Genomic DNA, 19,233 nt, shown 5'->3' with positions numbered 1-19,233 from the left:
CGGCGTAGAGCACCATGGAACGTATTAAGCGGGATCGTACACAAATGAGCAGATCACTTTCCATCGCCCTGGCCCAGCTGAACCTGCTGGTCGGCGACATTGAAGGCAACACCGAACGCATGTTGCAAATCGTGCAGGAGCAGCAGAAGGCGGGAGCCGATCTGGTCATGTTCAGCGAACTGGCGCTGTCCGGCTACCCGCCGGAAGATCTGCTGTATCGCAATGACTTCTATCAGCGCTGCGACGCGCAGCTGCTGCGCCTGCAGCAGGCCTCCGCCGAGACCGCGATCCTGGTCGGCCACCCGTGGCGCGAAGGCGACAAGCTGTATAACGCGCTGTCGCTGTTTGCCGAAGGCCGCCTGCTGACCCGCTACTTCAAGCAGCAGCTGCCGAACTACGGCGTGTTCGATGAGAAGCGCTATTTCCACGCCGGCAACGACACCTGCGTGGTGGAACTGAAAGGCTACCGTCTGGGGCTGCTGATTTGCGAAGATCTGTGGTTCCCTGAGCCGATTGACGCCGCCAAGGCGGCCGGCGCGGAAATTATCCTGTCGATCAACGCCTCGCCGTATAACCGCGAAAAGCCGTATATCCGCAAAACGCTGATGGCCGGCCACTGCCAGCGCACCCAGCTGCCGCTGGTGTACCTCAACCAGGTCGGCGGCCAGGATGAGCTAATTTTCGACGGCTGTTCCAAGGTCTTCGACGCCGCCGGCACCATGACCCACCGTCTGGCGGCCTTCGACGAGCAGGTGACCCGCCTGGAATTCAACGAGCTGGCCGTGGTGCCGATGGCCGATCCGGCCGCCGAGCTGCCGCAGCTGGCGCAGGTGTACCAGGCGCTGGTGTTGGCGGTGCGCGACTACGTGACCAAAAACGGCTTTAAAGGCGCGGTGCTGGGCCTGTCCGGCGGCATCGACTCGGCGCTGACGCTGGCGATCGCCGTGGATGCGCTGGGCAAAGACAAGGTGCAGGCGCTGATGATGCCGTTCCGCTATACCGCGGACATCAGCATCGCCGACGCCAAGGAAGAGGCGGAAATCCTCGGCGTGGAGTTCGATATCGTCTCCATCGAACCGATGTTCGACGCCTTTATGGGCCAGCTGTCGCCGATGTTCGCCGGCACCGAGCGCGACACCACCGAAGAAAACCTGCAGGCGCGTTGCCGCGGGGTGGTGCTGATGGCGCTGTCCAACAAACGCCGCAGCATCGTGCTGACCACCGGCAACAAGAGCGAAATGGCGGTGGGATACGCCACGCTGTACGGCGATATGGCCGGCGGTTTTGACGTGCTGAAGGACGTGCCGAAAACGCTGGTGTTCAAGCTGTCCGAATACCGCAACACCGTCTCCTACGTGATCCCGCAGCGGGTGATCGATCGTCCGCCGTCCGCCGAGCTGGCACCGGATCAGGTCGATCAGGACAGCCTGCCGCCATACGATATCCTGGACGCGATCCTGGAAGGCTACGTTGAGCGCGACAAATCGGTTGCCGATCTGGTGGCCGAAGGGTTCGACGAAGCGATCGTGCGCAAGGTGATCCGCCTGGTGGACATCAACGAATACAAGCGGCGTCAGGCCGCCGTCGGGCCGCGTATCACCGCCCGTAACTTCGGCAAAGACCGCCGCTACCCCATCACATCCGGTTTTGGCCGCAAAAATTGGTAAAAGGAAAGAAGATGAAAAAGATCGACGCGATTATCAAGCCGTTCAAACTGGATGACGTCCGCGAAGCGCTGGCCGAAGTGGGCATCACCGGCATGACGGTCACCGAAGTGAAAGGCTTCGGCCGCCAGAAGGGCCATACCGAGCTGTACCGCGGCGCCGAGTACATGGTCGACTTTCTGCCCAAGGTGAAGATCGAGATCGTGGTTGCCGACGACATCGTCGACACCTGCGTGGAAACCATCATGCAGACCGCGCAGACCGGCAAGATCGGCGACGGCAAAATCTTCGTCTTCGACGTGGCGCGCGTGGTGCGCATCCGTACCGGCGAGCAGGACGAAGAAGCGATTTAATGTGATCGTCTACCGAGCACCGCCAGCTTGAGCCTGGGCAGTGCTCGGTCTCCTCACGTACTGCGTGTACGCTCCGGGCCCTGCGCGCTGGCCGTGCCCAATCTGGCCGGCGCTCGCTACGCCCCACGCCTCAGTGAACATCTCCCGACCTCTCCACAATTCTGGTTATTTTCACCATTAGCATTCTAAAAAAGCGAACGCTATCGCGTTTTTGATACTTTGCCCGATCGCTTTTTTTTGCGGGATCTACAATCAATCTAACAATCTTGATTGAGGTGATCCCCAATGAATTTCAAGTTGCGGCTAGGCGGCAAGGGCGTGCATCCCCAGGAGCTTACTCAAGTAAGTGACTGGGGTAAGCGCACGCAGACAACAACGCAGCGGCTTGAAAGGCGATGGGGATGATGACGTTACGCCAAATCCGCCACTTTATCGCGGTGGCGGAAACCGGGTCGATCTCCGCCGGCGCCCAGGCGGTGTTTGTCTCCCAGTCTTCGCTGACGCTGGCGATCCAGCAGTTGGAAACCGAGATCGGCGTGCGGCTGTTCGATCGCCACGCCAAGGGCATGACGCTGACCCATCAGGGGCACCAGTTTCTGCGCCAGTCGTATCTGATCCTGGCGACGGTGGACAACGCCAAGCGCAGCCTGCAGATCGGCACCGAAAGCCTGACCGGCAAGCTGACCGTCGGCGTCACCAGCCTGGTGGCCGGCTACTTCCTGGTGGAGCTGCTCACGCGCTTTAAATCGGCCTATCCCAACGTCACCGTGCAGGTGGTTGAAGACGAGCGCCCGTATATCGAGCATCTGTTGGTCAGCGGCGAGATCGACATCGGCGTGCTGATCCTGTCGAACATCGAAGACCGCGACGCGCTGCAGACCGAGGTGCTGATGCACTCGCCGTATCGCCTGTGGTTGCCGCCGCTGCACCCGCTGCTGGAGCACGAGAGCATCAGCCTGGCGGACGTGGCCAAACAGCCGCTGATCCAGCTCAACGCCGATGAAATGGACGTGCACGCGCGGCGCATCTGGGCGCGCGCCGGGCTGAAGCCGGAGATCGCTATGAAGACCGCCTCGACCGAGGCGGTGCGCAGCCTGGTGGCGGCAGGGATGGGGGTCTCCATCCAGCCGGACATGGCGTACCGCGCCTGGTCGCTGGAAGGCAACATGATCGAGGCGCGCAAGCTGGACGATCTGCTGGAGCCGCTGGACATCGGGTTGGCGTGGCGGCGCGGCAGCGCGCGGCCGGAGCTGGTGACGCCGTTCCTTACCATCGCGCGCGAGAACGGCAGCAAACACGCCGCCGGGCTTAAGCATTCGATTTAATCGAACGCGGCGTTCAGTATTTAGAATTTGTTGCCCGCCAGAGGCTCGCTTAGGCTGATTAAAACTAACTTATTCACATTTAGTTAACGTTTTTGTCACTTAGGGGCGTCAGGCGATGGCAGATGTGCAGGTTCTCTCAGGTTTGTCCTGTCAGCAGTTCATTAACGGTCAGATGGTCGACGGCGAAGGCCAGCAGGAGTGCATCGTCAATCCGGCCAACGGCGAGACGCTGATCGCCCTGACCGAAGCCTCTTCGGCGCAGGTCGGCAGCGCGGTGAAAGCCGCGCAGCAGGCGTTTGGTCACTGGTCGCGCACCACGCCGGCCCAGCGCGCCGCCCTGTTGCTGCGCATTGCCGACGCCATTGAGCGGCAGGCGCCGCAGCTGGCGCAGCTGGAAGCCCTCAACTGCGGCAAACCGCTGCATCAGGCGCTCAATGACGATCTGCCGGCGGCGGTCGACGTGTTCCGCTTCTTCGCCGGCGCGGTGCGCACGCAGCAAGGGCAGCTGGCCGGCGAGTATGTGCCGGGCCACACCTCGATGATCCGCCGCGATCCGATCGGCGTGGTGGCCTCGATCGCCCCCTGGAACTATCCGCTGATGATGGCGGCGTGGAAGATCGCGCCGGCGCTGGCGGCGGGCAATACCGTGGTGTTTAAACCCTCCGAGCATACGCCGCTGACCATTCTGGCGCTGGTGCCGGCGCTGCAGGAGATCCTGCCGCCGGGCGTGCTGAATATCGTCTACGGCGGCGGCGAAGGGGTTGGCAGCCAGCTGGTGGGGCACCCGCAGGTGCGGCTGGTATCGGTCACCGGCGATATCGTCACCGGGCAAAAAATTCTTCAGGCGGCGGCCAAAAGCGTCAAGCGCACCCACCTGGAACTGGGGGGCAAAGCGCCGGTGATCGTCTGCGACGACGCCGATCTCGACGAAGTGGTCAACGGCATTCGCACCTACGGCTATTACAACGCCGGCCAGGACTGCACCGCCGCCTGCCGCATCTACGCGCAGGCGGGCATCTATCCCAAGCTGGTGGACGCGCTGGGCGAGGCGGTTGCCAGCCTGCGCTTCGCCCGCAAGCGCGATCAGGACAATGAGATCGGCCCGTTAATCAGTGCCCGCCAGCGCGATCGCGTCGCCAGCTTCGTCGAGCGGGCGCTCAGCCAACCGCATATCGAATTGATCACCGGCGCCGCGGCCCACTCTGGGCCGGGGTTCTATTACCAGCCGACCCTGCTGGCGGGCTGCCTGCAAAGCGACGAAATCGTGCAGCGCGAGGTGTTTGGCCCGGTGGTCAGCGTCACGCGCTTCGAACACCTGGAGCAGGCGGTCGAGTGGGCCAACGACTCGGAATACGGGCTGGCTTCGTCGGTGTGGACGCAAAATATCGATCGGGCGCTGCACATTGCCGCCCATCTGCAGTACGGCAGCACCTGGATCAACACCCATTTCACCTTGGCGAGCGAGATGCCGCACGGCGGCCTGAAACGCTCCGGCTACGGCAAGGATCTGTCCAGCGATTCGCTGCAGGATTACAGCGTTGTCAGGCACGTAATGGCGAAGTTCAAAGCCGGCTTCTAACGGTTATATCAAGAAAAATCAGGCGGCAGCCGTTCCCTGCCGCATACCGATAAGCAACACAGGGGTAATTACGATGGGAAAAACTACCGCAGTCACCACCACCGTCTCCGCGCTCTGTCTTACCGTGCTGTGCGGCCTGGCCCAGGCGGCCGATCTGCCGCAGACGCTGGGCAAAGGCGAAGGCCGGCTGGATATCATCGCCTGGCCCGGCTACATCGAACGCGGCCAGTCCGACAAAAACTACGACTGGGTCACCCAGTTTGAGAAGCAAACCGGCTGTGCGGTGAACGTGAAGACCGCCGCCACCTCTGATGAAATGGTCAGCCTGATGGCCAAGGGGGGCTACGATCTGGTGACCGCCTCCGGCGACGCCTCGCTGCGCCTGATCTTCGGCAAGCGGGTGCAGCCGATCAACACCGCGCTGATCCCTAACTGGAAGAACATCGATCCGCGCTTGCTGAACGGCGCCTGGTACACCGTGGACGGCAAAACCTACGGCACGCCGTACCAGTGGGGGCCGAACCTGCTGATGTACAACACCAAAACCTTCCCGACGCCGCCGGATAGCTGGGCGGTGATCTTCCAGCAGCAGAACCTGCCGGACGGCAAGAGCAACCAGGGCCGGGTGCAGGCTTACGACGGCCCGATCTACATCGCCGACGCGGCGCTGTTCCTGAAGGCCACCCAGCCGCAGCTCGGCATCAGCGATCCATACCAGCTCAACGAAGAGCAGTATCAGGCGGCGCTGAAGCTGCTGCGCAGCCAGCACGCGCTGATCCACCGCTACTGGCACGACACCTCGGTGCAGATGAGCGACTTTAAAAACGAAGGCGTGGTGGCCTCCAGCGCCTGGCCGTATCAGGCCAACGCCCTGAAGGGCGAGGGGCAGCCGATCGCCACCGTGTTCCCGAAAGAGGGCGTGACCGGCTGGGCGGACACCACCATGCTGCATGCCGACGCCAAGCACCCGAGCTGCGCCTACCAGTGGATGAACTGGTCGCTGGAGCCGAAGGTGCAGGGCGACGTGGCGGCCTGGTTCGGGTCGGTGCCGGCTTCGCCGGCGGGCTGCAAGGCCAGCGCGCTGCTGGGTGAGAAGGGCTGCGAAACCAACGGCTTCAACCAGTTCGACAAAATCGCCTTCTGGAAAACGCCGCAGGCGCAGGGCGGCAAGTTCGTGCCGTACAGCCGCTGGACCCAGGATTACATCGCCATCATGGGCGGCCGCTAAGCCGCGGGGCGCAGCCCGCTGCGCCCGAACTACATCAGTATGGAGCACAGAAAATGACCATTGCCGTGCAATTCATCGATGTTTCGCGGACTTTCGGCGATGTTCGCGCCGTGGATCGGGTATCCATCGACATTCAGGACGGGGAATTCTTCTCCATGCTCGGGCCGTCCGGCTCGGGCAAAACCACCTGCCTGCGCCTGATCGCCGGCTTTGAACAGCTCACTTCCGGCTCGATTCGCATCCACGGCCAGGAAGCCGCCAACCTGCCGCCGTACCAGCGCGACGTGAATACGGTGTTTCAGGATTACGCGCTGTTCCCGCACATGTCGGTGCTGGAAAACGTCGCCTACGGCCTGATGGTGAAGGGCGTCGCCAAACGCGAGCGGCTGGCGCGGGCGCAAGAGGCGCTGGAGAGCGTGGCGCTCGGTTTCGTTGCCGAACGCAAACCGGCGCACCTGTCGGGCGGCCAGCGGCAGCGCGTGGCGTTGGCGCGCGCGCTGGTCAATCGGCCGCGGGTGCTGCTGCTGGACGAACCGCTCGGCGCGCTGGATCTCAAGCTGCGCGAGCAGATGCAGGGCGAGCTGAAGAAGCTGCAGCGCCAGCTGGGCATCACCTTTATCTTCGTCACCCACGATCAAAGCGAAGCGCTGTCGATGTCCGATCGGGTGGCGGTGTTCAATAACGGCCGCATCGAACAGGTGGATACGCCGCGCGAGCTTTACATGCGGCCTAAGACGCCGTTCGTCGCCGAATTCGTCGGCACCTCCAACGTGGTGCGCAGCGAGCTGGCGCAGCGCCTGCTCGGCGAAAGCCGAACCTTCTCGATCCGGCCGGAGCATATCCGCCTGCTGGAGCAGGGCGGCGCGGCGCAGGACGAGATCCAGGTGCAGGGCACGCTGCAGGAAATCCATTACCAGGGCGCGGCCACGCGGTATGAAATCGCGCTGAACGGCGGCGAAAAGCTGCTGGTCAGCCAGGCCAATCCGCAGTGGCTCGCCGAAGGGCAACAGCGGCAGATCGGCCAGCCGATCGTCGCCTGCTGGCCGCGCGCGGCGATGGTGCCGCTGCTGGAGGAGAGGTGAGATGGACATGAGCATCGATTCCCCCTCGGCGCGCGGCGGCACCGTGCGCGCGCTGTCGACCTGGCTCTATCGCCGGCCGACGCTGTATCTGCTTTTGCTGCTGGTGCCGCCGCTGCTGTGGTTCGGCGCGGTGTACCTCGGTTCGCTGCTGACGCTGCTGTGGCAAGGGTTTTACACCTTCGACGATTTCACCATGGCGGTGACGCCGGATCTGACCTTCGCCAACCTGGCGGCGCTGTTCAACCCGGCCAACTACGACATCATCCTGCGCACGCTGACCATGGCGGTGCTGGTGTCGCTGGCCAGCGCGGTGCTGGCGTTCCCGATCGCCTATTACATGGCGGGCTACACCAGCGGCCGCGTCAAGGCGTTCTTTTACATCGCGGTGATGATGCCGATGTGGGCCAGCTATATCGTTAAAGCCTACGCCTGGACCCTGCTGCTGGCGAAAGACGGCGTGGCGCAGTGGTTCCTGCAGCACCTGGGGCTGGAGCCACTGTTGGCTTCGCTGCTGACGGTGCCCGGCGTCGGCGGCAACACGCTGTCGACCTCAGGGCTGGGGCGTTTTCTGGTGTTCGTCTATATCTGGCTGCCGTTCATGATCCTGCCGATCCAGGCGGCACTGGAGCGCCTGCCGCCTTCGCTGCTGCACGCCTCGGCGGATCTGGGCGCCCGGCCGGCGCAGACCTTCCGCCACGTCATTTTGCCGCTGGCGGTGCCGGGCATCGCCGCCGGGTCGATCTTCACCTTCTCGCTGACGCTGGGCGACTTTATCGTGCCGCAGCTGGTGGGGCCGCCGGGCTATTTCATCGGCAGCATGGTGTACGCCCAGCAGGGCGCGATCGGCAATATGCCGATGGCCGCGGCCTTTACGCTGGTGCCGATCGTCCTGATCGCCATCTACCTTTCCATCGTCAAACGTCTGGGGGCTTTCGATGCACTCTGAACGCGCGCCCTTAGGGCTGAAGCTGGCCGCCTGGGGCGGACTAATCTTCCTGCATTTCCCGTTGGCGATCATCGCCATCTACGCCTTCAACACCGAGGATGCCGCTTTCAGCTTCCCGCCGAAGGGGTTTACGCTGCACTGGTTCAACGTTGCCGCCGGGCGGCAGGATATCCTCGATGCGGTGCTGCTGTCGGCGCAGATCGCCTGCCTGGCGACCGCCATCGCGCTGGTGCTCGGCACCTTGGCGGCGGCGGCGCTGTATCGGCGCGATTTCTTCGGCAAGGACAGCATTTCGCTGCTGTTGCTGCTGCCGATCGCGCTGCCGGGGATCGTCACCGGTCTGGCGCTGCTGGCGGCGTTCAAGGCGCTGAACATCGAGCCGGGCATCCTGACTATCGTCGTCGGCCATGCGACGTTCTGCGTGGTGATCGTGTTCAACAACGTCATCGCCCGGTTCCGTCGCACCTCGTACAGCCTGATCGAAGCGTCGATGGATCTCGGCGCCGACGGCTGGCAAACCTTCCGTTACGTGATCTTGCCGAACCTCGGCTCGGCGCTGCTGGCCGGGGGCATGCTGGCGTTCGCGCTGTCGTTCGATGAAATCATCGTGACCACCTTTACCGCCGGCCACGAGCGCACGCTGCCGCTGTGGCTGCTGAACCAGCTCGGTCGCCCGCGCGATGTGCCGATCACCAACGTGGTGGCGCTGTCGGTGATGCTGTTGACCATGCTGCCGATCCTCGGCGCTTACTACCTGACCAAAGGTGGAGAAAGCGTCGCCGGCAGCGGCAAATAATTTCCTTACCCGACCTCTGATAAAAGGATAACCCTATGCAAAGCCAACTGTTGATTGACGGCCACCTGGTGAACGGCCAGGGCACGACCCAGCCGGTGTATAACCCGGCGACCGGCGAAGTGATTGCGCAGGTGGCGGAGGCCAGCCCGGAGCAGGTCGATCGCGCGGTGCTGGCGGCGGACGCCGCGTTCGCCGCCTGGGGGCAAACCACGCCGAAGGAGCGCGCCGAGCATCTGCTCAAGCTGGCGGATCTGATCGATGCGCATGCCGAGACTTTCGCCAGGCTGGAGTCGCTCAACTGCGGCAAGCCTTATCACTGCGTGTTGAACGATGAACTGCCGGCGGTGGCCGACGTGTTTCGCTTCTTCGCCGGGGCCAGCCGCTGCCTGACCGGCATGGCGGCCGGCGAGTATCTGGCCGGGCATACCTCGATGATCCGCCGCGATCCGCTGGGCGTGGTGGCCTCGATCGCGCCGTGGAACTACCCGCTGATGATGGCGGCCTGGAAACTGGCGCCGGCGCTGGCGGCGGGCAACTGCGTGGTGATCAAGCCTTCCGAGCAGACGCCGCTGACCACTTTCAAACTGGCCGAACTGGCCGCCGGGCTGTTCCCGCCGGGCGTGCTCAACGTGCTGTTCGGCCGCGGCGCAAGCGTCGGCGATCGGTTGACCGGGCATGACAAGGTGCGCATGGTGTCGCTGACCGGCTCGATCGCCACCGGCGAGCACATCATCGCCCACACCGCCGCCGGCATTAAGCGCACCCATATGGAGCTGGGCGGCAAGGCGCCGGTGCTGGTGTTCGACGACGCCGATCTGCAGCAGGTGGTGGACGGCATTCGCGGCTTCGGTTTCTACAACGCCGGGCAGGATTGCACCGCCGCCTGCCGCATCTACGCGCAGAAAAGCATTTATCCCGAGCTGGTGAAGCGGCTGGGCGAGGCGGTGGCCAGCCTGAAGATCGGCGCGCCGGACGACGAGAGCACCGAGCTGGGGCCATTGATTACCGCCCAGCATCTGGAGCGGGTCGCCGGTTTTGTCGAGCGAGCCAAAGCCTTGCCGCACGTGCAGGTGGTGACCGGCGGCGAGAAGGTGAAGGGGCCGGGTTACTACTTCCAGCCGACGCTGCTGGCCGGCGCGCGCCAGGAGGATGAGATCGTGCAGCGCGAGGTGTTCGGCCCGGTAGTGACGGTGACGCCGTTTGACGACGAAGAACAGGTGCTGGCCTGGGCGAACGAATCCAACTACGGGCTGGCGTCGTCCGTGTGGACTCGCGACGTGGGCCGCGCGCATCGCTTAAGCGCCCGCCTGCAATACGGCTGCACCTGGGTGAACACCCACTTCATGCTGGTGAGCGAAATGCCGCACGGCGGCCAGAAACTGTCCGGCTACGGCAAGGATATGTCGATGTACGGGCTGGAGGATTACACCGCCATTCGTCATGTGATGTTCAAACATTGATTTTACAATAATTATCCGCACAATAGCGCGGCCTTCGGGCCGGCCCCGGCCGGCCGATGATAATAAAAATTGAAAGGAAGCCTATATGGGTATCACCCGACGCGATTTTCTCAACGGGGTGGCGATCACCATCGCCGCCGGGTTGACGCCGCTGCAAATCTTGCGCGCGTCGCCGCAAACCGCCAATCAAACCCTGTACTACCCGCCGGCGCTGACCGGGCTGCGGGGTAACCATCCGGGCTCGTTCGAGCATGCGCACCAGTTGGGGCGCGACGGCAAAACCTTTGATTTCGGCAGCGTGCCCGCCGTTGAAGAGTTCGATCTGGTGGTGGTCGGCGCCGGCATCAGCGGGTTGGCGGCCGCCTGCTTCTGGCAGCAGCTGAAAGGTGAGCAGCAGCGCATTTTGCTGATCGACAACCATGACGACTTCGGCGGCCACGCCAAGCGCAACGAATTCAACACCGACGACGGCATGCTGCTCGGCTACGGCGGCAGTGAATCGCTGCAGTCGCCGCGCTCCAACTTCAGCCCGGTGGCGATGGGGCTGCTGCGCAATCTCGGCGTCGATATCGATCGGCTGGAGCAGGCGTTTGACACCACCTTTTACCCGGATCTGAACCTGAGCCGCGGGGTTTACTTCGATCGCAAAAACTTCGGCGTCGACAAGGTGGTGAGCGGCGATCCGGGCCGCACGGTGGCGGACGACATTCCGCGCGATCGCCTCAACGGCCGTTCTTATGAAGCGTTCATCGGCGATTTCCCACTGCCGGAAAGCGATCGCCAGGCGTTAATCGCGCTGCATACGGTGAAGAAAGATTATCTGCCGGAGATGACGCTGGAGCAGAAGGTCGAGTGGCTCGATACCCACAGCTACACCCAGTTCCTGCGCGAGAAGGTGGGTCTGAGTGAGCTGGCGATCCGTTATTTCCAGCAGACCACCAACGATTTCCAGGCGGTGGGCATCGACGGCACGTCGTGCAGCGATGCGCGCATCTGCGATCTGCCGGGCCTTGACGGCATGAATCTGCCACCGCTGGACGAGGAGTCGCAGGCGGATCTCGACGATCCTTACGTGTTCCACTTCCCGGACGGCAACGCCACGCTGGCGCGCCTGATGGTGCGCAAATTGATCCCGGCGGTGGCGCCGGCCGGCAACGACATGAACGACGTGGTGCTGGCCAAATTCGACTACGGCCAGCTCGATCGGCCGGAATCGCCGGTGAAGCTGCGTTTGAACAGCACCGGGCTGCATGCGGCCAACGTCGGCGACAAGGTGGAAGTCACCTACATGACCGGCGAGAAGATGACCAAGGTGCGCGCCGGGCAGGTGGTGATGGCCGGCTACAACATGATGATCCCATACCTGGTGCCGGAGATGTCGCACGAGCAGCAGGAGGCGCTGAAGCAGAACGTCAAGTCGCCGCTGGTGTACAGCAAGGTGGTGATCCGCAACTGGCAACCGTTCATCAAGCTGGGCGTGCACGAGATCTATTCGCCGGCCGCGCCGTACAGCCGCGTGAAGCTGGATTACCCGGTGAGCATGGGCGGGTATCAGCACCCGCGCGATCCGGATCGGCCGATCGGCCTGCATATGGTGTACGTGCCGACGCTGCCGGGCAGCGGCCTCAGCCCGCGCGAGCAGTCGCGCAAAGGGCGCGCGCTGCTGCTGGGCACGCCGTTCGAGGTGCACGAGCAGATGATCCGCGAACAGCTGCAGGGCATGCTGGGCGAGGCCGGTTTCGACCATCAGCGCGACATTCAGGCGATCACCGTCAACCGCTGGTCGCACGGTTACTCCTACTTCCTCAACGGGCTGTTTGACGACGAAGACGAGGCCACGAAAATCATCGAAACGGCGCGGCAGCCGATCGGCAAGATCGTTATCGCCAACTCCGATGCCGACTGGAGCCCGTACGCCAACTCGGCGATCGATCAGGCGTGGCGCGCGGTGAATGAACTGGCCTACGGCAAGGTTGCCGCCAAGGAGGGAGCATGAGTCTGCGTTCGCTGTACCTGTTGAGCCTGCTGGCGGCAGGCGGCTCGGCCCAGGCGATGTCGGCCGGGGAATACGTCGCCAAAGCCGGTGACTGCACCGCCTGCCACACCGCGCCGGGCGGCGCCGAATTGGCGGGTGGCATGAAGTTCCCGACGCCGCTCGGGGCTATCTACGCCACCAACATCACGCCGGACAAGCTGCACGGCATCGGCGCCTATTCGTTCGAAGAGTTCGATCGCGCCATGCGCCAGGGGGTAGCCAAAGACGGCCACCGGCTCTACCCGGCGATGCCGTACACCTCGTACGCCAAAATGAGCGCGGAAGACATGCGCGCGCTGTATGACTATCTGATGAATGAGGTGCCGGCGCAGAACGTGGCCAACCGCGCCAGCGACATCAGCTGGCCGCTGTCGATGCGCTGGCCGCTGGCGGTGTGGAACCAGCTGTTCCACGACGACCGGCCGTATCAGGCGGATCCGCAGCAAAGCGCCGAGTGGAACCGCGGCGCCTACCTGGTGCAGGGTGCGGGCCATTGCGGCAGCTGCCACACGCCGCGCGGCTGGGCGATGCAGGAGAAGGGGCTGGACGGCAAGGAGCCGGTGTTCCTGAGCGGCGCCGAGCTGGACGGCTGGTACGCCTCCAATCTGCGCGGCCTGCCGCCGGAAGAGGTGACGGCACTGCTGAAAACCGGCCGCAGCCGCCATGCGGCGGTCGCCGGGCCGATGAGCGAGGTGGTGACCCACAGCACGCAGTACCTCAGCGACGGCGATCTGAACGCCATCGCGGTGTACCTGCGCAGCCTGGCGCCGGACACCGCCGCCAAAGCCGCTGCGCCTGCCGCGCAGGCGGATAACCCGGGCGGCAAGGCGACCTACGCGATGTACTGCTCGACCTGCCACGGCAACAGGGGGGAGGGCACCGATTTTGCCATTCCGGCGCTGGCGGGCAATGCCACGGTAACGGCGGACAATCCGCTGACCGCGCTGCGGGTGGTGCTGGAGGGGGCGCATACGCCGATCACGCAGCAGGCGATGGCGTTCGACATGCCGGCTTACGGCTGGGCATTGAACGATCGGCAGGCGGCGGATCTGATGAGCTATCTGCGGGGCAGCTGGGGCAACCAGGCGGCGCCGGTGACGGTGCAGCAGGTGCAGGACGCGCGCCAACTACAGGCGAAATGAAGAGGGAGCGCGGTCTGACGGCCGCGCTCCGCAAGCATTACAGCACCTTATGCGGGCCGAAGCATTCGTAGTGGATGCGTTCGGCCTCTACGCCCATTTCCAGCAGCTGTTTGCCCACGAACTGCATGAAGGCCACCGGGCCGCAGAAGTAATAGTGCATCTGCGGATCGGCCAGGCTGCCTTGCAGCGCGCTCAAATCCATCAATCCGCGGCTGTGGTAGTCGCGGCCTTCCACGTCATCGGCGCCCGGCTCGCGGTACCACACATGGCGGCTCAGATTCGGCATGCGCCCGGCAATATCCGCCACTTCATCGGCAAAGGCGTGCACGCCGCCGTTTTCCGCCGCGTGCAGCCAGTGGACCTGCGCCTGATGCTGGTTGTCGTGCAGGGTGTTGAGCATGCCGAGCATCGGGGTTTGGCCGACGCCGGCGGAGATCAGCGCCACCGGCGTGGTCGGCGCCACGTCGAGGAAGAAGTCGCCGTGCGGTGGGGCGATGTAGATCACGTCGCCTTCCTGCGCCTGCTGGTGCAGGTAGTTGGACACTTTCCCCTGATCTTCGCGCTTCACCGCGATGCGGTAGAACTCGCCGTTCGGCGAGGTGGTCAGCGAGTACTGGCGAATTTCCTGATGTTCCAGGCTGTCGTGCTTGATGTAGACCGCCAGATACTGCCCCGGTTTGAAGTCCGCCACCCGGCCGCCGTCCACCGGCGCCAGCACGAAACTGCAGATCACGTCGCTCTGCGGCTGTTTCTTCAGGATGCGGAACGCGCGCAGATCGCGCCAGCCGCCGTTGTCGGTTTCACTCTGCTGATAAATCTGTTCTTCACGCTGGATAAATACGTTGGCCAGCACGCCGTAGGCCTTGCCCCAGGCGTCCAGGACTTCCTGACCCGGGCTGAACATTTCGTCCAGGGTCGCCAGCAGGTGACCGCCGACGATGTTGTACTGCTCCGGCTGGATATTGAAGCTGGTGTGCTTCTGCGCGATGCGCTCCACCGCCGGCAGCAGCGCCGCCAGGTTCTCGATGTTGGCGGCATAGGCGCAGATGGCGTCGAACAGCGCCTGACGCTGATCGCCGTTGCGCTGGTTGCTCATGTTGAAAATGTCTTTCAATTCCGGGTTGTGCGCGAACATGCGATCGTAAAAGTGGGCGGTCAGCTTCGGCCCGGTCGCAGCCAGCAGGGGAAGGGTGGATTTCACGGTGGCGATGGTTTGGCTATCCAGCATGGAAGCGCTCCTTGGGTTGGGATCTTGACGATAATTGTAATGATGCATTTTAAATGCATCTTATTGGGTTCCGCGTCGCTTGTAAATACCCTTGTTTTCGTTGCGGTGTTCTTCGGGCGTCGATCGCGCTCACAGAACATGAAAAAAGCGCATCGTTCGCATGAGGAAATGTTCGTTGATAAACGGCGGCGTTTAGCGGATCAAAGCCTTGCGCCACCTTATGCCAATCGTTTGCGTAAAAACCTCTGTCAAGACCTATCTTCGGTGGGGCGAAACGGTTTACACTGTGGCCCAGAACCCAAACGGGTAGTTATTTGGTGATTTTTTAGTTAGCTGATTTAAGTCAGGAGATGCCGGATGTTAAAGCGTGAAATGAACATTGCCGATTACGATGCGGAACTGTGGCGTGCCATGGAGCAGGAAGTGGTGCGTCAGGAAGAGCACATCGAGCTGATCGCGTCTGAGAACTACACCAGCCCGCGCGTGATGCAGGCTCAGGGTTCCCAGCTGACCAACAAATACGCTGAAGGCTATCCGGGCAAGCGTTACTACGGCGGCTGCGAATACGTGGATATCGTTGAGCAGCTGGCTATCGATCGCGCCAAAGAATTGTTCGGCGCCGATTACGCCAACGTGCAGCCGCACTCCGGCTCCCAGGCTAACTTCGCCGTGTACACCGCGCTGCTGCAGCCGGGCGACACCATTCTGGGCATGAACCTGGCGCACGGCGGCCACCTGACCCACGGTTCCCCGGTCAACCTGTCCGGCAAACTGTATAACGTGGTGCCTTACGGCATCGACGACAAAGGCCAAATCGACTATGACGATCTGGCCAAGCAGGCGCAAACCCACAAGCCGAAAATGATCATCGGCGGCTTCTCCGCTTACTCCGGCGTGGTTGACTGGGCCAAAATGCGCGAAATCGCCGACAGCATCGGCGCTTACCTGTTCGTCGACATGGCGCACGTGGCGGGCCTGATCGCCGCCGGCGTCTACCCGAACCCGGTACCGCACGCGCACATCGTCACCACCACCACCCACAAAACCCTGGCGGGCCCGCGCGGCGGCCTGATCCTGGCGAAGGGCGGCGACGAAGAGCTGTACAAAAAGCTGAACTCCGCCGTGTTCCCTGGCGGCCAGGGCGGCCCGCTGATGCACGTGATCGCCGGCAAGGCGGTGGCGCTGAAAGAAGCGATGGAGCCTGAGTTCAAGGTTTACCAGCAGCAAGTGGCGGTCAACGCCAAGGCGATGGTGGAAGTGTTCCTGCAGCGCGGCTACAAAGTGGTCTCCGGCGGCACCCATAACCACCTGTTCCTGCTGGATCTGGTCGACAAAAACCTGACCGGTAAAGAAGCGGACGCCGCCCTGGGCCGCGCCAACATCACCGTCAACAAAAACAGCGTGCCGAACGATCCGAAAAGCCCGTTCGTCACCTCCGGCGTGCGTATCGGCACCCCGGCCGTCACCCGTCGCGGCTTCAAAGAAGCCGACGTGCGCGAACTGGCCGGTTGGATCTGTGATGTGCTGGACAACATCAACGATGAAGCCACCATCGAACGCACCAAGAAGAAAGTGCTGGATATCTGCGCCCGCCTGCCGGTTTACGCGTAATCCCGCTTTCGCCCTATAAAACCCGCTGCGGCGGGTTTTTTTGTTTGACGATGACTCCAGCCCGGCACTTCGCTGGACTGCGCCTAAGCCCGCTACAGCAGGTTTATCAATAACTTAGGCGCGTCCATCATATGCCGGTGCTTTCCGAAACTTGACCCGGCTTCCGGTCGCGTGGCTCCCATGTGGCTCTTGGAAACCGAGGTTTCCGAGGAGTCATCATGGCAAAAATCAAACTCACCAAGTCCGCCATCGATGCGGCAAAGCCCCAGGCGCAGGCCGTCGAACTCCGGGACACCGTGGTGCCCGGCTTCCTGTGCAAGATCACCCCAGCGGGTCGTAAGGTGTTCATGCTCCAGTACCGCACGAACGCCGGCGAGCGCCGCAAGCCCGCCCTGGGCCAGTACGGGGAACTGACCGTCGAGCAAGCCCGTGTTATGGCGCAGGAGTGGCTGGCCGAGGTGCGCCGGGGCGGCGACCCCAGCGCGGCCAAGAATGCCGCCCGCAAGGCGCCGACCATGAAGGAGTTTTGCCACACCTTCATGGAGGACTACTCCAAGCAGCGCAACAAGCCCAGCACGCAGCGCGGCTATCAGGGGGTCATCGACCGCAACATCATTCCCATCATGGGCCGGATGAAGGTGCAGGACGTGAAGCGCCCGGACGTGGCCGCGCTGATGAAGAAGCTGGCCCACAAGCCGGCCGAGGCGAACCGCACCTTCGGCGTGCTGCGCAAGATGTTCAACCTAGCCGAAGTGTGGGGCCTTCGCCCGGACGGCACCAATCCGTGCCGCCACGTTCCCATGTACCCGCCCGGCAAGGAAACCCGGCTCATCGTGGACGATGAACTGGTGCGGATCTTCCGCCAGTTGGAGACGCTGGAGGCAGAGGGACTGGAGAACTACGTCATTCCGCTGGCGATCCGCCTGCAATTCGAGTTTGCCGCCCGCCGCTCCGAAATCTGCCCGCTCGAATGGGACTGGGTTGATCTGGAGAAGCGCCGGGTGGTCTGGCCCGACAGCAAGACCGGCGGCATCTCCAAGCCCATGAGCGAGGAAGCCTATCGGCTGCTTTCGACGGCGCCGCGCCTGGAAGGTTGCCCCTATGTCCTGCCGTCGCCCAACGACGCGACCAAACACTTGACCCACGGCGAGCACTATGGCGGTTGGAAGCGCGTGCTCAAGGCCGCCGGCGTGCCACATGTTGGCACGCACGGTATCCGCCACCGGGCCACCACCGACATTGCCAATTCGGGCGTGCCAACCAAGGTGGGCATGAAGCTGACGGGCCACAAGACCGTAGCGATGTTCATGCACTACGTCCACACCGAGGACAAGCCGGTGCGGGAAGCGGCCGAACTGGTGGCGAGCCGGCGGCAGGCCATCACGGGCGTGCGGCGCCTTGCGGAGGCGACGGCATGAGCAAGAAGACGCTTTCGGTGGCGGGGGACACCCCCGCCGCCCCGCCAGCCGGTTATGCCGGCATCCACGGCGGTATCGTGGAAGTGCTCGATGCCGCCCGCCATGCGGCGGCACGCAGCGTCAATGCGCTGATGACCGCCAGCTATTGGGAGATTGGCCGCCGGATCGTGGAGGCCGAGCAACGGGGCAAGCGGCGTGCCGGGTACGGCGAACAGTTGATCGAACGGCTGTCGGCTGACTTGACCGCGCAGTTCGGGCGCGGGTTCAGCCGCCCGAACTTGCAGCAAATGCGGTCGTTCTTCCTGACCTGGCCAATTCGCCAGACAGTGTCTAGCGAATCTTCCCCGGCGCCAGTGGCGCGGGCGCGTCCCTGGCGCCTCGATGAACTGGCCCAGGTCTTCACGCTGCCGTGGTCGGCCTACGTCCGGCTGCTGTCGGTCAAGGACGAACACGCCCGCCGCTTCTACGAGGCCGAAGCCCTGCGCGGCGGATGGAGCGTGCGCCAGCTCGACCGGCAGATCAACAGCCAGTTCTACGAGCGCACGGCGCTGTCGAAGAACAAGGCGGCGATGCTGGTCAAGGGCGCCGTGCCCAACCCCGGGGATGCCGTCACTCCCGACGACGCGATCAAAGACCCGTATGTGCTGGAGTTCCTTGACCTCAAGGATGAGTATTCGGAATCCGATCTTGAGCAAGCCCTGATCCGGCGGCTGGAGGATTTCCTGCTCGAACTGGGCGACGGTTTCGCCTTCGTCGGGCGGCAGCGCCGATTGCGCATCGACCAGACCTGGTATCGGGTCGATCTGCTGTTCTTCCATCGTCGCTTGCGTTGCCTGGTCATCATCGACTTGAAGCTCGGCGCGCTGACCCATGCCGACGTGGGCCAGATGCACCTCTATTGCAACTATGCGAAGGAGCACTGGACGTTTGCCGACGAGAACCCGCCCGTGGGTCTGATCCTCTGCGCCGACAAGGGCCATGCCTTGGCGCGGTATGCGCTGGAGGGCTTGCCGTCCAAGGTGATGGCGGCGAACTACAAGATGGTGCTGCCGGATGCCGAAGTGCTGCAAGAGGAACTGGAGAACACGCGGCGGCTGATCGAATCGCGCGGAACGATCGTCCCCAAGAAGCGCAAGCGATAACCGGGCGTCCCGGCGTGCCGCCGTCGGGTTCGCGGGCTGCGCCCCGCGCTTCGTGCCGAATCGCGGCCATCCAGCTTTGACCCCTGACGCCTTCGGCCCTCGCGGGCCTGCGCGCTGCGCTTGCTCAAAGGCGGGTGTGTGCAGTGGGCGGGGTTTAGGCGGTCTTGCTGTTCCCTTCACCGTACCACGGCGTTCTCGCCGTCAAAGGCGGCGCGCGCCATGCG

Annotated in this window: 15 protein-coding genes; 14 read left to right on the top strand and 1 reads right to left on the bottom strand. The window is 63.4% G+C overall.

Features of this window, described 5'->3' with window-relative positions; genetic code table 11:
* Window positions 1-44 precede the first annotated feature (44 nt).
* The 11 genes from ACJ8HN_RS19245 (at window position 45) to ACJ8HN_RS19195 (ending at window position 13,610) form a co-directional block, all read left to right on the top strand.
* Window positions 45-1,667 (top strand): NAD+ synthase, encoded by a 1,623-nt coding sequence (locus ACJ8HN_RS19245; protein ID WP_025303930.1) that lies wholly within the window; start codon window positions 45-47, stop codon window positions 1,665-1,667.
* A gap of 11 nt (window positions 1,668-1,678) precedes the next feature.
* Entirely contained in the window at window positions 1,679-2,017 is a 339-nt protein-coding gene (gene glnB, locus ACJ8HN_RS19240; RefSeq protein ID WP_004847623.1) for a nitrogen regulatory protein P-II, read from the top strand.
* A gap of 401 nt (window positions 2,018-2,418) precedes the next feature.
* The gene (locus ACJ8HN_RS19235; protein WP_004941365.1) at window positions 2,419-3,342 is read left to right on the top strand and encodes a LysR substrate-binding domain-containing protein; all 924 of its coding nucleotides are present in this window, start codon (window positions 2,419-2,421) and stop codon (window positions 3,340-3,342) included.
* Window positions 3,343-3,457: 115 nt separating this feature from the next.
* The gene (locus ACJ8HN_RS19230; RefSeq protein ID WP_442523823.1) at window positions 3,458-4,921 is read left to right on the top strand and encodes a gamma-aminobutyraldehyde dehydrogenase; all 1,464 of its coding nucleotides are present in this window, start codon (window positions 3,458-3,460) and stop codon (window positions 4,919-4,921) included.
* A 73-nt stretch (window positions 4,922-4,994) separates the two neighbouring features.
* Window positions 4,995-6,149 carry a putative ABC transporter substrate-binding protein YdcS gene (gene ydcS / locus ACJ8HN_RS19225; protein ID WP_033648931.1) on the top strand — a complete coding sequence of 385 codons (1,155 nt, stop codon included), beginning with the start codon at window positions 4,995-4,997 and terminating at the stop codon, window positions 6,147-6,149.
* A 53-nt stretch (window positions 6,150-6,202) separates the two neighbouring features.
* Window positions 6,203-7,231, top strand: coding sequence for an ABC transporter ATP-binding protein (locus tag ACJ8HN_RS19220; protein WP_033635610.1), 1,029 nt, complete (start codon window positions 6,203-6,205; stop codon window positions 7,229-7,231).
* A 1-nt stretch (window position 7,232) separates the two neighbouring features.
* Window positions 7,233-8,177: an ABC transporter permease gene (locus ACJ8HN_RS19215; protein WP_442523822.1), complete on the top strand. Its 945-nt coding sequence runs from the start codon at window positions 7,233-7,235 to the stop codon at window positions 8,175-8,177.
* The gene (locus ACJ8HN_RS19210) at window positions 8,167-8,973 is read left to right on the top strand and encodes an ABC transporter permease (protein ID WP_033648928.1); all 807 of its coding nucleotides are present in this window, start codon (window positions 8,167-8,169) and stop codon (window positions 8,971-8,973) included. The genes ACJ8HN_RS19215 and ACJ8HN_RS19210 overlap by 11 nt, the downstream gene beginning before the upstream one ends.
* Window positions 8,974-9,008: 35 nt before the next feature.
* The gene (gene patD, locus ACJ8HN_RS19205) at window positions 9,009-10,433 is read left to right on the top strand and encodes an aminobutyraldehyde dehydrogenase (RefSeq protein WP_334282934.1); all 1,425 of its coding nucleotides are present in this window, start codon (window positions 9,009-9,011) and stop codon (window positions 10,431-10,433) included.
* 85 nt (window positions 10,434-10,518) lie between these two features.
* On the top strand, window positions 10,519-12,429 hold the full coding sequence (locus ACJ8HN_RS19200) for an NAD(P)/FAD-dependent oxidoreductase (protein WP_033654291.1): 1,911 nt from the start codon (window positions 10,519-10,521) through the stop codon (window positions 12,427-12,429).
* On the top strand, window positions 12,426-13,610 hold the full coding sequence (locus ACJ8HN_RS19195) for a c-type cytochrome (protein WP_442523821.1): 1,185 nt from the start codon (window positions 12,426-12,428) through the stop codon (window positions 13,608-13,610). Before ACJ8HN_RS19200 ends, ACJ8HN_RS19195 begins: the two co-directional genes overlap by 4 nt.
* Window positions 13,611-13,647: 37 nt before the next feature.
* Here ACJ8HN_RS19195 and hmpA read toward each other — a convergent pair whose 3' ends face one another.
* Window positions 13,648-14,838, bottom strand: coding sequence for an NO-inducible flavohemoprotein (hmpA, locus tag ACJ8HN_RS19190; protein ID WP_049194931.1), 1,191 nt, complete (start codon window positions 14,836-14,838; stop codon window positions 13,648-13,650).
* 357 nt (window positions 14,839-15,195) lie between these two features.
* Here hmpA and glyA point away from each other — a divergent pair, with 357 nt between their 5' ends.
* The 3 genes from glyA (at window position 15,196) to ACJ8HN_RS19175 (ending at window position 19,009) form a co-directional block, all read left to right on the top strand.
* A complete protein-coding gene (gene glyA / locus ACJ8HN_RS19185) occupies window positions 15,196-16,449 on the top strand; it encodes a serine hydroxymethyltransferase (protein ID WP_004941389.1) in 1,254 nt (417 codons plus the stop codon).
* Window positions 16,450-16,667: 218 nt separating this feature from the next.
* Window positions 16,668-17,867 carry a tyrosine-type recombinase/integrase gene (locus ACJ8HN_RS19180; RefSeq protein ID WP_042933706.1) on the top strand — a complete coding sequence of 400 codons (1,200 nt, stop codon included), beginning with the start codon at window positions 16,668-16,670 and terminating at the stop codon, window positions 17,865-17,867.
* Complete coding sequence (locus ACJ8HN_RS19175; protein ID WP_042933705.1) at window positions 17,864-19,009, top strand: PDDEXK nuclease domain-containing protein; 1,146 nt, start codon at window positions 17,864-17,866, stop codon at window positions 19,007-19,009. Before ACJ8HN_RS19180 ends, ACJ8HN_RS19175 begins: the two co-directional genes overlap by 4 nt.
* Window positions 19,010-19,233: the final 224 nt, after the last annotated feature.

Origin of the sequence: Serratia sp. CY29653, assembly GCF_052169255.1 — a bacterium.
GTDB lineage: Bacteria > Pseudomonadota > Gammaproteobacteria > Enterobacterales > Enterobacteriaceae > Serratia > Serratia sarumanii.
Note: the sequence above shows the minus strand (reverse complement) of the source record. Positions and strands in the feature narration are given on the sequence as shown.

Coding starts and splice junctions, on each gene's coding strand:
- ACJ8HN_RS19245 (WP_025303930.1), top strand. CDS start 45: ATGAGCAGATCACTTTCCATCGCCCTGGCCCAGCTGAACCTGCTGGTC.
- glyA (WP_004941389.1), top strand. CDS start 15,196: ATGTTAAAGCGTGAAATGAACATTGCCGATTACGATGCGGAACTGTGG.
- ACJ8HN_RS19175 (WP_042933705.1), top strand. CDS start 17,864: ATGAGCAAGAAGACGCTTTCGGTGGCGGGGGACACCCCCGCCGCCCCG.
- ACJ8HN_RS19235 (WP_004941365.1), top strand. CDS start 2,419: ATGATGACGTTACGCCAAATCCGCCACTTTATCGCGGTGGCGGAAACC.
- ACJ8HN_RS19180 (WP_042933706.1), top strand. CDS start 16,668: ATGGCAAAAATCAAACTCACCAAGTCCGCCATCGATGCGGCAAAGCCC.
- patD (WP_334282934.1), top strand. CDS start 9,009: ATGCAAAGCCAACTGTTGATTGACGGCCACCTGGTGAACGGCCAGGGC.
- ACJ8HN_RS19210 (WP_033648928.1), top strand. CDS start 8,167: ATGCACTCTGAACGCGCGCCCTTAGGGCTGAAGCTGGCCGCCTGGGGC.
- ACJ8HN_RS19220 (WP_033635610.1), top strand. CDS start 6,203: ATGACCATTGCCGTGCAATTCATCGATGTTTCGCGGACTTTCGGCGAT.
- ACJ8HN_RS19230 (WP_442523823.1), top strand. CDS start 3,458: ATGGCAGATGTGCAGGTTCTCTCAGGTTTGTCCTGTCAGCAGTTCATT.
- ydcS (WP_033648931.1), top strand. CDS start 4,995: ATGGGAAAAACTACCGCAGTCACCACCACCGTCTCCGCGCTCTGTCTT.
- hmpA (WP_049194931.1), bottom strand. CDS start 14,838: ATGCTGGATAGCCAAACCATCGCCACCGTGAAATCCACCCTTCCCCTG.
- glnB (WP_004847623.1), top strand. CDS start 1,679: ATGAAAAAGATCGACGCGATTATCAAGCCGTTCAAACTGGATGACGTC.
- ACJ8HN_RS19195 (WP_442523821.1), top strand. CDS start 12,426: ATGAGTCTGCGTTCGCTGTACCTGTTGAGCCTGCTGGCGGCAGGCGGC.
- ACJ8HN_RS19215 (WP_442523822.1), top strand. CDS start 7,233: ATGGACATGAGCATCGATTCCCCCTCGGCGCGCGGCGGCACCGTGCGC.
- ACJ8HN_RS19200 (WP_033654291.1), top strand. CDS start 10,519: ATGGGTATCACCCGACGCGATTTTCTCAACGGGGTGGCGATCACCATC.